The 13,057-nt window shown below is 40.8% G+C and carries 14 protein-coding genes and 2 pseudogenes; 1 reads left to right on the top strand and 15 read right to left on the bottom strand.

Going from position 1 to position 13,057, the window contains the following annotated elements; translation table 11 throughout:
* Positions 1-188 precede the first annotated feature (188 nt).
* Entirely contained in the window at positions 189-542 is a 354-nt protein-coding gene (locus HFM85_RS15825) for a cupin domain-containing protein (RefSeq protein WP_004614173.1), read from the top strand.
* 133 nt (positions 543-675) lie between these two features.
* On the opposite strand, the gene HFM85_RS15820 is transcribed toward HFM85_RS15825, so the two are convergent.
* From HFM85_RS15820 to HFM85_RS16815, 15 genes and pseudogenes are all read right to left on the bottom strand, one after another.
* The gene (locus HFM85_RS15820; protein WP_173739170.1) at positions 676-1,431 is read right to left on the bottom strand and encodes a 4Fe-4S binding protein; all 756 of its coding nucleotides are present in this window, start codon (positions 1,429-1,431) and stop codon (positions 676-678) included.
* A 72-nt stretch (positions 1,432-1,503) separates the two neighbouring features.
* Positions 1,504-2,316: an alpha/beta fold hydrolase gene (locus HFM85_RS15815; RefSeq protein ID WP_173739169.1), complete on the bottom strand. Its 813-nt coding sequence runs from the start codon at positions 2,314-2,316 to the stop codon at positions 1,504-1,506.
* Positions 2,317-2,346: 30 nt separating this feature from the next.
* On the bottom strand, positions 2,347-2,826 hold the full coding sequence (locus HFM85_RS15810) for a hypothetical protein (RefSeq protein ID WP_173739168.1): 480 nt from the start codon (positions 2,824-2,826) through the stop codon (positions 2,347-2,349).
* 125 nt (positions 2,827-2,951) lie between these two features.
* Complete coding sequence (locus tag HFM85_RS16390) at positions 2,952-3,515, bottom strand: hypothetical protein (RefSeq protein ID WP_243251719.1); 564 nt, start codon at positions 3,513-3,515, stop codon at positions 2,952-2,954.
* Between the two features lie 154 nt (positions 3,516-3,669).
* Positions 3,670-4,104 (bottom strand): annotated as a pseudogene (locus HFM85_RS15800) (AAA family ATPase); the annotation flags it as partial.
* Positions 4,097-4,258, bottom strand: a complete 162-nt coding sequence (locus tag HFM85_RS16385; protein ID WP_243251720.1) for a hypothetical protein — start codon at positions 4,256-4,258, stop codon at positions 4,097-4,099. The pseudogene HFM85_RS15800 and the gene HFM85_RS16385, both read right to left, overlap by 8 nt.
* Positions 4,259-4,262: 4 nt before the next feature.
* A complete protein-coding gene (locus tag HFM85_RS15795; RefSeq protein ID WP_243251721.1) occupies positions 4,263-5,015 on the bottom strand; it encodes a ParB/RepB/Spo0J family partition protein in 753 nt (250 codons plus the stop codon).
* A 1,004-nt stretch (positions 5,016-6,019) separates the two neighbouring features.
* The gene (locus tag HFM85_RS15790; protein WP_173739166.1) at positions 6,020-7,411 is read right to left on the bottom strand and encodes a tyrosine-type recombinase/integrase; all 1,392 of its coding nucleotides are present in this window, start codon (positions 7,409-7,411) and stop codon (positions 6,020-6,022) included.
* Between the two features lies 1 nt (position 7,412).
* The gene (locus HFM85_RS15785) at positions 7,413-8,402 is read right to left on the bottom strand and encodes a helix-turn-helix domain-containing protein (protein ID WP_118111044.1); all 990 of its coding nucleotides are present in this window, start codon (positions 8,400-8,402) and stop codon (positions 7,413-7,415) included.
* 119 nt (positions 8,403-8,521) lie between these two features.
* Positions 8,522-8,698: a helix-turn-helix domain-containing protein gene (locus tag HFM85_RS15780; RefSeq protein ID WP_005423637.1), complete on the bottom strand. Its 177-nt coding sequence runs from the start codon at positions 8,696-8,698 to the stop codon at positions 8,522-8,524.
* Positions 8,699-8,984: 286 nt separating this feature from the next.
* Positions 8,985-9,395, bottom strand: a complete 411-nt coding sequence (locus HFM85_RS15775; RefSeq protein ID WP_278286633.1) for a LysE family transporter — start codon at positions 9,393-9,395, stop codon at positions 8,985-8,987.
* A 111-nt stretch (positions 9,396-9,506) separates the two neighbouring features.
* Positions 9,507-9,698: pseudogene (locus HFM85_RS15770) on the bottom strand (LysR family transcriptional regulator); the annotation flags it as partial.
* 13 nt (positions 9,699-9,711) lie between these two features.
* Positions 9,712-11,043 carry an MATE family efflux transporter gene (locus HFM85_RS15765; RefSeq protein WP_117854925.1) on the bottom strand — a complete coding sequence of 444 codons (1,332 nt, stop codon included), beginning with the start codon at positions 11,041-11,043 and terminating at the stop codon, positions 9,712-9,714.
* A 22-nt stretch (positions 11,044-11,065) separates the two neighbouring features.
* Entirely contained in the window at positions 11,066-12,406 is a 1,341-nt protein-coding gene (locus HFM85_RS15760; protein WP_118701708.1) for an MATE family efflux transporter, read from the bottom strand.
* A 268-nt stretch (positions 12,407-12,674) separates the two neighbouring features.
* Positions 12,675-12,887, bottom strand: a complete 213-nt coding sequence (locus tag HFM85_RS16815) for a PF20097 family protein (protein WP_173739165.1) — start codon at positions 12,885-12,887, stop codon at positions 12,675-12,677.
* Positions 12,888-13,057 lie beyond the last annotated feature (170 nt).

Here is a 13,057-nt window from a genome sequence, read left to right as displayed (position 1 = left end):
AGTCTTACCAGACTGGATTCCCACCAGTTATATATTTGGCACCGAACTGGCGCACACCTCCGAGTCTATTGTAACACATTCATTTTTGAGTGTACAGTTACAAAAAGGTGCGTACTTGTTTTTGTATGTGTCTCACACTATACTAATACCAAGCAACCAGAAACTACAAATTAACTATGGAGGTTATTATGGCAAATTACACAAAAACAACTATTGGAAAGGAAAACCGAATTGAGCTGCATGAAAAATTGTCTTTAACAGGTGCAGAAATCAGTTTAAACGAACTACCTGCAGGAGCAAATGTCCCATTTGTTCATTCTCATAAAGAAAATGAAGAAATCTATGGAATTCTTTCAGGTAACGGCAAAGCCATAATTGATGGAGAAGAAATTAGCCTTTCAACTGGAGACTGGCTGAAAATCGCACCTGCTGCAAAGCGTCAGTTTTTTGCATCCGATATTTCCGGAATTACTTATATCTGCATTCAGGTAAAAGAAAATTCTCTGGAACATTTTACAGCAGAGGATGCCGTAATCGGCTAATTAAAAGTATTTATTTACAAAATGCACAGTTCACGATAAGCTAAGAACTGTGCATTTCTTTTTTGTCCAATATTACGTTTTCTCAATTTTTCAAACAAGAATTTACATGTTTCTCATTGTATTGCTCGCCCTATTATAAATACAATTTATTTTCCTTCCTACCGGAACAAACCTTCTTCATTTTCAGTCCGGCGATAAAACTGACAAGCTTACTGTAATTTCGTGCTTTCTTCGGACAGACTGCTACACAGTGCATACAAGAAATGCACTTATCCTTATCGGTCATCTTCGGATTGTCCAATGCAATGGCACCTGCCGGGCATTCTTTTGCGCACAGACCGCAGGAAGTGCATTTTCCATTTGCAGCAGGTTTGAGCGGAACACCACCATATTCTCGATATGGTCTGTTTCCCGGAAATGCAGGTGTACTTTGTGCTTCGCTGTTTTGCATAATCTTTGCGGCAAATTCCAGCAATTCCTTTTCATCCTGCTGATCCGGGCGTCCGGTTCCAAATTGGTGCATCAGGGAATGCTCTGCGACAGCCTCCATTCCTGCGATACATACAAATCCTGATGCCTCCAGAACATCCTGTAGTTCCAATAGAGTATCATCAATCATACGGTTTCCAAATACTGCCACAAGAATTGCTTTCGTACCATCTGCCTTTACTTTGCGGAACATATCCGTTACAACTGATGGAATGCGTCCACCGTAAGACGGTACAGCAACCAAACATAGATCCTTTTTTTCAAGTTTCACCTTCATGAGTTTATCTGGTTCTTTAATTAGGTCGATTTCTTCAGCATCCAGCTTCGTCCCTTTCGCAACAATATCTGCTACTTTCTTTGTACCCCCTGTCGGGCTGAAAAATATGTTATAAAATCTCATAATGATCCTCCTACTGATTCCGATTTGTTTATTGTCCTTTTATAACGGTTGACAAATTGTTTTCAATAGTCTTTATATGTTTGAAAGGAATTCTTCTATCAAACTATTTATCATCTCCGGTTTATCTGTATTAGAATTATGACCGGCCCCTTCAATCCACTTTAAAGGAATTTTCGTTTTTCGATGCCATTCTCTGTTATACCTTATGCATGAACCGGCATGATCCTTTGTACCACATATCAACAGGGAAGGACATTTAATTTCATATGGCAGATCCTTTTCCATTGCCTCTGCCAGAATACGAAATCCATGCCCGGCAATTTGGGCATAACGATGTTGATCACCATCATAGACCAGCATCATTTCCTTCATCAGGTTTCTGCCATAATCAGAAGTTGCAACTCCCTCAGTTCCGGATTTCAAAAGCAACTTCCATGGGTAATGTGCATATACTGGTTCCATTCTTTTCAGAAGCCAGATCTCCACTGCTGTCACATAGTTTCTCTGGAGCGGTGCTGAATCAATGGAAATAAAACCTGCCAGCCGGTCAGGATACAATTGTGCATAAGCCTGTCCCACATATCCTCCCATTGATTGACCGATTATAATTGGTTTTATGATTTCTTCTTTTTCAAGAATCCCATTCAGCCATTTTGCCTTATCAAACAGATCAAATTCAAACCGAAACGGCCAGGATGAGGCATGAGCCGGTGCATCCCATACAATAATATTATATTTTCCATCGAAGTACTCAACCTGTTTATCAAATAATCTATGGTCAGCAGTCAACCCCGGAAGAAATACAAGCGTCGTTGTATCCAAACTCAGAATACTTGACCAATAGTGAATCGTTCCACAAGGAGTTTGATATGTACTTTCTTTCAACAAGTTCACCTCCACAATTTCCTTGCATTATTAATTCCCGTAGTTCTCCTCCCAGTAATCATACGCATCATCATATCCGCCATCATAATTTCCTCCACCAAATTCCTCAGCCCAGTCATCAGCGAAATCATCCGGATCATCATAATTATAAACATCATAGGAATCGTTTCTCCGGGATGAATAAGAATTGCTGTATGTATTGTATGAACGCGATGGAGTACTCTTTTTTCCAGAAGAATAACTTCTTTGGGATTTACTGGAATAGCTGTTACTCGTACTGTTTTTTCTTTGGGAATTTTCATATGCTCTTTCTCTTTTCATCGCCTCTTCATAAATACTGTTAATATGCTCCATGCAATAGTTTGTTCCCCAATCCTTTTTGTTCCAGCATCCCAGTTCATCACAGTAAAGATCCACTACCTTCAATGTAATTATAATTATCAGCTCAACACTAAAGATTACTGTCGCTATAATTTTAAAAGTTTTTGAATAAAAAAATCCGGCAGCCACATATCTCTTCTCCTTTATCTCTTTTATCTAATTCTGATGTTATCAGTTTACATCAAATAGCAGTGCATAAATCCGCACAACCAACGGATTTGCCAGAACTAATAGTTCTAAAGTATACTTCGTTTTCACGACATCATTTCTAATACAGATTTTACCGTACTTTTTAATCTCAGTCCATCCTTTATACCCAGTCGATAGAAAAACTCTTCTGTCTCTGTTCCGCTGGCAAATATTTCATCGCAATACTTCGTAAGCACTTCCTCTTGTTCCGGAGACAGTGTTTCCAAAAGCTTCTGGTATTCCTTCTCTATATTTTCATTATATGGCCGTGTATCTTGATTTGATTTCCATTCAGAATATGCTTTGCTCATACGATTGGAGATCATCTTATCAACAGACTCCTCTACATCTTTTGACACTTTTGAAGGAGACTCTTGCTTTTGAACTTTTTCATTCTTCGCATTTTCAAGTGTTGACTCGTCGATATAGTGAATGATTTCTCTCAGATTTGTCTTCATAGATTGCAGGTATCCTCTCATCAGCACTGCCAGTTTCTCTGCTTCGGTCTCCTCTTTTTCTAAATCTGACGCATAAAGTTCTTTCAGTTCCTTCAGAATATCCATCCCTGCTTTTATCTGAAATTCCAGATCCAGCAGATCATCCATCACCTTATATAATTCTTCCATCATCTCATCCTCCAATAATAAATCTTCCAACGCAGTCTCTCACTTCTGACACCAATGCCAGGACAAATGCTCCTGCAGCTAATACGCCTACCAACATGAATTCAGCGATTCCCAGGATAATATAATTCATGTATTGCGTGCGGTACCAAATGATGGTGCACACAAGCATTGCTCCCAGAAGCAGTCCAAGAGACGGCATGCAGTCGATCAGAATATAATCGTATCGTTCTCTCTGCACTTCGATATATTCCCGAAGGATCATTTCCCGGCTGATCACATTGGCCAGTGTCAGTTCCATAACAGATAATTCGATATTTCCAGGAAGCAGATCCACGCCTTCTTCGTGATGGTAAATGCCTTCCTCCGGATCAATGTTCTCTTCATTTACTACGTTCATCAGAATCGTAGATAATGTTACTTTGAGGGCATCCGGCTCTCCAATACCAAGGCTGGCGCTCAGACTTCCCTGCGGATCCGCATCGATCAGAAGCACCTTTTTTCCTTCTTTTGCCAGACCGATTCCTAAATTTACGGTTGTTGTGGTCTTCGCAGTTCCTCCTTTTTGGTTTGCGATACAAATAACTTTACCCATTCTTCTTTTCCTCCCGTTTTCTCTGTCTTTCTTTGCGTTTTCTTTCTTTTTCCAAAAGTTCTATGATTTCTTCTTTCATCTGCTCTGTGCTGTAATACTTCGGAAAGTATTTATACATCTGAGAATTCTTAAAAATCACTCTGCTCATATCCATCTTTTTAATCTCGTTTAAAATTTCGTTGATCTTCTGCGGACTCAGCTGCTTTCATGCGTTTTGCCTGTGATACAGAAGGAACCGACAGCGTATATTCAATACTGTCTGCCACCCATCCCTGTTCTATAATTGACAAAAAGGAAAGTTCCACTGCCGGATTAAATGAGATTTTTCCTTCATCCAGCATATCCAGTAATTCTGGAATCAGGGACGTTAAACGAATGTACCGGAGCACCTGCCTTGGACTTTCGCCCGTTTCCTGACCAATCAGATCAATGGTCTTGGTTCCTTTCAGCGCCTCCAACAGACCTTCCTGTGTTTTTCGTCTCTTCCCGGTTTTACGCTTCATAGCTTCATTCTTCATGGAATAAGCAAATGCTTTCTCACTGAACAGAATCTTTTCCCTGTGAAGGTTCGAATCCACCATGGATATGATCGAGTCATCTTCTTTCATGTACCGGATTATGACCGGCACCTGTGTATACCCAAGTTTTTCTGCACAGTATTTTCTGCGATGACCGGAGATGATTCGATAGAATCCTTCCGTTGTCGGCATTACAATCAGCGGATTCATAATTCCGTATCTCTCAATGCTTTCCATGAGCCGTGCCATTGCTTCATCCTCTTTTACCTTGAACGGATGATTCTCGAATGGCCTCAGACGCTCCAGACCGATCTCTACAACCTTCTCGACAGCAGGATCGAATAGTCGGTGTTCATCGTCTGATCTGCTTTTCGCATTCTTTTTGCAATTCATTAGAAATCCCTCCTTTTTCAGCTATTTAATTGCAATAAAAAAACTCATCCACAAGACCATAAACAGACCTGTGAATGAGTATTTTCATTCAAAAATTTATATAAAGTTACAAAAGCAATGATTTCTGCTAAGAAAATGCCGGTTTTGACTGTAATTTACTCTACTTAACGCTAACCGTATCGGCGAAAACAATGTCGTCGCCATAATCTCTTAGAAAAATTTATTTTTTTATTTTAGAAATGGGCCTATTTTTGTTGGAAAATCAGCTTTGCCTATTTCGCCCATTCGTTTGCAATTCCGCTGAAAAAGGAAGCGTTTTTCATACGTTTCCAATAAAAAACGGAATGATTTCGCGATTTCTGCTAATCATTCCGCAACGTCCCGTGCGGGAATCGAACCCACATCTAGTGCTTAGGAGAGCTCCAACCTATTGTCACTCTCTGTCAATCTGAGGTAAGGTAAACCCATATGGGACACTATATAAAACTGTTTCCGATTCAATTCGAGTTATTCTGAATACCCCCTCTGTCAAGCTCTGTAAAGCTCTGAAAGTTAGCTGATTGTTTGCTCCAGCTAATAATCGGGGAATGCCTTGATATTACCATCGACATCTGTTATATGACCACCATGCTTCGTACGTTCGATCATGGTAAACAGTATTCAATTAAACTTCCTATCGTAAGTACAAGATATTTTCTTGTCTACAATTAATATACCGCATACGAGACGGTTTGTCCATGCGTTTTTGACTGGCAAATTTTATTCATTAAAAATTTCTGTAACCTTTTCTGTAACGGAATCGAAGAACTTCTAAAAGTCTTTTCTGTTCATCTACATTGGCTTCGAGAAATAATTCCTATCTGCCTTGTGTTCGTGTATGCTACCAACTATTTGAATTTAAAGATTCATTTATTGATTCATTTGAAGCTTTATTTGTATTATTATTCCGATACTTATTTCTTAGTTTTTCCACTAAAATTACACTATTTTTTCACTATTTTTCATTACTTCATTGTCTTCGCCAGCGAATTGAGTAATGCCCGCGTCTCTGGATTTGCCAACACTTTTGCCAAAAGTTCAGGATCGACTTCATCAGCAACAGTTGCATTATTATTTTCCTGCTGTACATGCATCTGTGGATCCAGATTCTTCTTCTCATAAAATGCTTCTTCAAAAAGCTCTGCATTTTTCCTTCGGTCATCATCCAGAATATGAGAGTACACATCCGTAACCATATTGACCTGAGCATGACCGGAATCACCCTGTACCGCTTTGATGTCCCCACCATTCAGTTTCAGCTTATAAGTAACGCTGCTATGACGGAAACTGTGAAACACAACCGGTGGGAGATTATAGTCCTCAATCAGTTTCTTTAAAGGACCACGGATTGCTCCATCACCAAGAGGAAGCCCAAAGGTACTTGCCATAACCAGGTTATAGTCCATATATTCATCACCCAGGATTTCTTTCATTTCATCCTGTTCAGCTTTCCAGTCTACCAACATATTAGCGACACTCTTTGGTAAGAATATCTTACGCACACTGCTTTCTGTCTTTGGTGTTTTCAGAATACGGACCGTAGAATTCTTCTTATGATTTGTCGGGAATACCAACAACACATCTTTTCCATCCAATGCATTCAACGATTCTTTTCTTATACGCTGTGATTCTTTGTTGATGAAGACATATGCACGGTTTTCTTCAATTGCCTCAGGAGAAATATCTACACAATCCCAGGTAAGACCAAGCAGCTCACCAAGTCGTAAGGAACATGAAAAGGATAGATTTATTGCAAGCTTTAATCGCTCATCTTCACAGACACTGAGCGCATACATTAATGTATCCGCTGTCCAGATGTCTCTTTTTTGTGATTTATGTTTTGGTACAGTTGCATGGGTGCAAGGATTCTTCTCCATCAACTCCCATTTCACTGCCTGTTCAAAACAGTTTCTAAGCAGCTTATTAATATCCCTGACCGTACTGGAAGATACAAATTCATTTCGACTGGTTTTATTCAATGGATTGATAACTGCACGTCTCTTCAAAAGACTCTGATAATATCTTTCGATGAAACGGGTATTGATCTCTGAGAGTTTCGTATCACCAATGATCGGAAGAATATAGTTGTTGATAAGAGAGACATTCCCTTCATATGTAGAAAGCGCCCAGTTTTCTTTTCCATACAGTGCAACATATTCTGTAATAAGCTCGTCCAATATTTTGCATTTACGGACGACAAATGATCCCATCTCTTTTTTATATTCAATTTCTTTTTTTCTTCTTTTAGCTTCGGCTTTTGTTTCATAGGTTTCCCATTTCTGTTTTCTCTCGCCTTTTTCATTCGTATAAGAATAGATTACATTGAATTTTCCGTTTCGTTCTCTTATTGATGCCATATTATTGCATGCTCCTTTCCAAATCTCTTTGTTCCATCCAGTCCTCAAATTCATCCCGAAGTATCCTAACTCGACTGCCAACTTTTATTACTGTGAACTTTCCTTTATCTGCCCACTTGTTGATCATGCTTCTGCTGACCTTTGCCAGATAGGAGGCTTCATCAAAAGTAAGATACTTTATATTTCCATTGCTTCCTCGTATTCCGGTTTGTGATAATTTCTTCCGCCGGAAATTAGCCAGGGCAATATTTTGTTCCTGTGCAAGTTCTTCATAATCATTCGATGGATCCAGCTTATAACGGTCCTGACCTTCCAGGAATTTTTGAAAACTCTCTTTTGTGATTCTTTTCTTTTCTGCAATCACAACGAATTCAAAAAAATGGCTATACTTTGGATTATCAAGAATTGTATATACCGAGCTTCTGGTTGTTCCAAGCAACTGTGCCATCTCCGGCATCGTAATAGTTGCATCTTCCAGAAGAATGTCTTTTTCTCTGTCTTCCTTTGTTCGATACCGGGACTGGCTTTTATACCAGTTCTGAAAGGATTCTTTTGGTATTCGTTTCCAGTAATCGACAATAACAGCTTCTATTTGATTTTTCTTGAGTAATTCATAAACAAGATAATCATCAACCCCCAACAGATCCGCGACTTCCTTAACGGAATAGGACCAGGATTTCAATTCTTTTCCCGGTTCTTCTCCGGTAACTTTATGATATTTAATCTGATTGGCGTACCATTTTTCAAAGCTGGCAATATTGATTCGTATCTTTCCGGCAATCTCTTTAGATTCAAAAACATTTTTATGCACCAGCCAGTATCGATCTGTCTTTTTTAATCCCAGCAGCTTTCCCATTTCCGGCACGGTCATCCAGGTTCTCTTTTGTGTCGGACGCCGTTTGTAAGGACTGTCTTCTGATATCTTTGAAATGATTTCTTCAACATCGTCCATTTCCGGAACTTCTTTTTGTTTCATAATCGCTGTTGCCATTTATTCTTCACTTCCTGTCTTTTTAGTGTTAGTATTTTTTCTTATATCATATCTCAAATCCAGATAAAAATTTAGGATGTCGATTGCAGACAAAATCTGCCTGATCAACATCCTGTTTTTTACTGCTCCAAGTTATCGAGCCAGTCGTCAAAACTCTTCTTAGAGATGCGATACTTTCCGCCATCCAACTGGATCCACCGGAATTCTTTTTTCTTTAAAAGGTTATAAATAGTAGGTCTGCTGACTCCTAAGATTTCCTGTAACTCTTGTACTGTATAACATCTTTTCTCTAACATTTCTTTATCCTCTTTTCTTTGAAATATGAAAGAAAAATTATTCCTTCATATAACGAAACGCTCAGAGGTTGTTTTACAGTGGTCAAAAGCAAATTTTTTTACTTTTTTCTTACGAGTTTTCTTTAATGCAACTCGTAACATTAGATTTTTACATTTTTCATGAAATTAAGTAAAGAAAAAGAGCATATGGAATTGAATCCATACACTCTATGATTACTGGAACTTTATTTCATTTTTAATTCAACAAACTTGAATTTGTTAATTAGAATTGCTCTCAAAGCAACAATTATCTTAACATTCCCCAAATACACTCCAGTAATGTTAGTGCAAGGATAATGTTAATAACACGGAAATGCCGTAGATAAAACTTCTGAATCAGTGCGCCCAAGCCAGTCCAAGTACAGGTTGCGATCGTTCCGATTGTTGCAATAACCAGCTCAAAAAACAGCAAAGCCGGAAAAGAGGACATATATCCTACAACATAACCCGTTAGTGCGGTAACTCCGAACATATAGATCTTCACATTGACAAATTGCAGCATGAAGCCTTTCAGAAACGATGCCGATTGCTCTGCGTTTTCTGTTGACGGCTTACTGAAAGCAATATGAATCGCAAGCCACAGGATATAGGCTGCTCCGATGTACTTCAGCACTTCCATTACATTTAGAAGCAAAGAATTAACCCCATATACAAAAATTGCGCAGTACCGCCATAGGCATAATCATCAACCACCTTTCTGCTGTTATTATATCAGCAAACAGCGGTACATACATAACACCTATTTTATATGATTATCCATAGCATACGACTATGGATTGGCTGGAGCATATTTCCATAATTCTTCCAGATAGCTTTTTCCAAGTTCATTTAATTCCTGATTTTCATTCAGCACATATCCAATATGCATTGTTTCATTTTCTGCAAGCGGAACGGAGATGATATTTTCTCCATTCAAATATTTCGGGAAAATGCCACTTGAAATAGTATAGGCATTCATTCCTTTCGGGCCGCCGTCACGGGCCTGTGATTGCCTTGCGGTAAATGACAAGGGAAATGATCGCAGTAATCGCTTCCGTGATCCAAAACGCATTCCAGACGCCAACCGCTCCGAAAAACCTGCTGAGTAAAAACGCAGCCGGGATGATGACCACTACATACCGGCAAAGGGAAATCAGTAAGGAGGGAGTTCCTTTCCCAAGTCCCTCCAATGCGCCGGAAGATGTAACAGAAACCGCCGAGACGATAAACCCAGCCCCGATGATGCGTAAGGCGGTTTCCCCGGCCTGAATCGTCGCTTCTGTGTGGGTAAACAGCCCCATCAACTGTCCGGGGATCAGCAGACATATTACTGTCCCAAACACCATAATGATACCACTCATGCACAAAACGATCTTAAAGATCTGGCTGACCCGTTGGTGTTCCCCCGCGCCGTAGTTATAGCCGATCAGGGGGCGCATCCCCTGCACAATGCCATTCGCTGGAAGATAGACAAATGTCTGCAATTTGTAATAGATTCCCAAAACCAGAATATACACTTCGGAATATGCCGCCAAAATCGCATTGAGCGCCGAAATCAAAAGAGACGGAAGCGCGAGATTCAGGGTTGCGGGAATGCCAATGGAGTACAGCTTTATTACCATCTTTTTGCTGGGGAGAATGTACTGCCTGCGGATATGCACGCGAATTGGCCGCGCAAGATAGACTACAAGGTAAATCGTCAGCGTCAGAGCCTGTCCGATGCCGGTCGCCAGCGCAGCGCCTTCGATTCCCATTTCCGGGAATGGTCCATAGCCAAAAATCAGAACGGGATCTAAGACAATGTTTGTGATGCACCCGCACATCAGGCTTATCATGGTCGTTTTCATGTTTCCTACTGCCTGGAACAATTTCTCAAACGTCATGCTGACGGTAACAATGAGTGTAAAGGCGAACGCAACGACAGAATAGCGGACGCCAAGTTCAATGACCGCTTCGGATGAAGTGAACATCCGCAGGAAAACCGGCATGATCGTAATACAGCAGACTGTCATAACAACGCCATGAATCACGGCAAGCACAAGTCCCTGCGTGGCTGCCTGATCCGCTTTTCTGTGATCCCCCGCGCCCAGATACAAGGCGATCACTGCATTGATCCCAACGCCAAATCCAATTCCGGCAGCATTGATAAAATTTTGAACCGGGTAAACCAATGATAATGCCGTCATAGCCTCCTCGCTGATCTGCGCGACAAAAAAGCTGTCCACAATGTTGTAGAGGGAGTTGACCAGCATGGATAACACCATCGGTAGGGACATGGATAAAATCAGCGGCAATATCGGTTTCTCTTTCATGAAAGTGTCGTTCATAATTCCTCCTTCGCAAAACACGTTATGAGATATTTTTGCGTCGATGCCATGCCATCATCACAAGTGCAACGAGCAAAGTGGCAGTTTCCGCAACCGGAAATGCAAGCCAGATTCCGTTCAGCTGGAACAATTTGTCCAGACACCACAGGGCAGGCACAAGGAAAAGCATTTGCCTGCATAATTGGATCGCCATGCTGGACCCTACTTTTTCTGTGGTCTGAAAATAGGTGGAAATCATCGTAGAAAGGCCGCAAAACAGATAGCTTGCCGCCATGATCCGCATGGCGGAGATTCCAAAGGAGCGCATGGCTTCCGACGCCATAAACAATCCCAGAATCTGCGCCGGAAAGAGGAGGACAGCCAACGTCCCCAGTATCATCATGCCGGTGACCAAAACAGTTCCATATCGGAAAGCTGAATGCAGCCGTTCGCTGTTGCCTGCGCCGTAGTTAAACCGCATGACAGGCAAACAGCCTTGAATCAAGCCGTTTACCGTCATAACAATCAGCTGCTGCACCTTAAAATATGCGCCGAAGAAAGCGATCGCCGTATCGGAATACGCCACCAAAAACAGATTGACAAAGGTCACCACAAACGAACTGAGGGCGTTCATGATAAAAGATGGCAGGCCAAAGGCAAAAATACGGTAGATCATCTGCTTTTTCAAATGAAAGTCTTTGATTTTCACCTGCACTTTCTGCTTTTTGCCCAGCAGTAAAGCAAATGCCAAAATCATGGACAGCAGATAGCCTGCAACGGTAGCTACCGCAGCGCCGCGGATTCCCATAGCCGGAAAAATACCAATCCCAAAAATCAGAATGGGGTCGAACACGAAGTTAACGACCACGCCCGCGATCTGGAACCACATGGGAGCGACCATGTTCCCGGTGGCCTGTATCATCTTCTGGATGGCGATATGCACCATATTGGGAATTTGCATGAAGGAGCACACACTCATATAGGCGATGCTCAGCTGATAAATTTCTTCATTATTGGTGAATGCCCGAAAATAGGATTTCATAATCAGTAATGACATAAGGTTGAGCAAAGCACCTATTCCAAAAGCCAGTAACAATCCATGTGTGACAGTTGCATTTGCCTCATCCTGCTTTTTCTGTCCAAGATACCCTGCTATCAGCACATTCACGCCGACACCGATCCAGATAGACGCTGCATTCATCAATGTTGTAATCGGGAATGACAGAGAAACAGCGGTCAATGCATTCTCACTCAACCGCGCCACAAACGCGCTGTCTATCAGGTTATAGGAATATTGCAGGAACATGGAAATCAGCGGCGGTATCGACATTTGCCAGATGAGCTTTCCAACAGGAGCGACCGCCATTTTATTATTGGTCTGCATACTTTCCCTCCTCTCCACAAAGTGTCCGGCAGCTTCCATCCTCCGTTCTGCCAGATTTTCCAGTATGCAGACAACAAAAAAGCCACACGGCTATCACAAGATAGCTGTGTGGCAAAAAGATGACCGAATCCGGAAAAGTCCACTCAAATTTTACGCTCAGTATTATAGCATTCTTTCAGGAGACTTTCAAGCATTAATCATTACGGAATTGTGGCGCCATATTTATTGTTTTATATGTTATTTCTCTATTAGTTCTGCAAACTTGAATTTATCTATTCGCATAATCAATCAAAATCTTTTTGCAACTACTGCAACGATAAGCTTCACAATGAGGGATTCCGCCTGAACCTTTATTCAATTCCAAATCGTCCGATTGTTTAATACGAAAAACTTTTGTCACATTATCAACTGCAAAAGTAATGTCTCGTGAGCTCATCAGGTATCCTCTTATCATTTCTTCACCACAATATGGACATTTCATGCTGCTTTACCTCCTATAAATTCCGATTTTAATGTCTCTATTATACCATAATGATACTATTATAAAAAAGGAAAAAGAGCTCCTTCGAGCTCTTTTGATTCAGTTCTGTAAACTTGAAGTTATAAACATCTTTGCAAATATACCATATCTATTAACTGTACACCACACTC

Origin of the sequence: Blautia schinkii (genome assembly GCF_013304825.1) — a bacterium.
Lineage (GTDB): Bacteria > Bacillota > Clostridia > Lachnospirales > Lachnospiraceae > Blautia_A > Blautia_A schinkii_B.
The sequence above is the reverse complement of the archived record's forward strand: the minus strand, read 5'-3'. Positions and strand labels throughout refer to the sequence as shown.

Coding starts and splice junctions, on each gene's coding strand:
- HFM85_RS15825 (WP_004614173.1), top strand. CDS start 189: ATGGCAAATTACACAAAAACAACTATTGGAAAGGAAAACCGAATTGAG.
- HFM85_RS15820 (WP_173739170.1), bottom strand. CDS start 1,431: ATGAGATTTTATAACATATTTTTCAGCCCGACAGGGGGTACAAAGAAA.
- HFM85_RS16390 (WP_243251719.1), bottom strand. CDS start 3,515: ATGATGGAAGAATTATATAAGGTGATGGATGATCTGCTGGATCTGGAA.
- HFM85_RS16385 (WP_243251720.1), bottom strand. CDS start 4,258: ATGGATATGAGCAGAGTGATTTTTAAGAATTCTCAGATGTATAAATAC.
- HFM85_RS15795 (WP_243251721.1), bottom strand. CDS start 5,015: ATGAATTGCAAAAAGAATGCGAAAAGCAGATCAGACGATGAACACCGA.
- HFM85_RS15790 (WP_173739166.1), bottom strand. CDS start 7,411: ATGGCATCAATAAGAGAACGAAACGGAAAATTCAATGTAATCTATTCT.
- HFM85_RS15785 (WP_118111044.1), bottom strand. CDS start 8,402: ATGGCAACAGCGATTATGAAACAAAAAGAAGTTCCGGAAATGGACGAT.
- HFM85_RS15780 (WP_005423637.1), bottom strand. CDS start 8,698: ATGTTAGAGAAAAGATGTTATACAGTACAAGAGTTACAGGAAATCTTA.
- HFM85_RS15765 (WP_117854925.1), bottom strand. CDS start 11,043: ATGAACGACACTTTCATGAAAGAGAAACCGATATTGCCGCTGATTTTA.
- HFM85_RS15760 (WP_118701708.1), bottom strand. CDS start 12,406: ATGCAGACCAATAATAAAATGGCGGTCGCTCCTGTTGGAAAGCTCATC.
- HFM85_RS16815 (WP_173739165.1), bottom strand. CDS start 12,887: ATGAAATGTCCATATTGTGGTGAAGAAATGATAAGAGGATACCTGATG.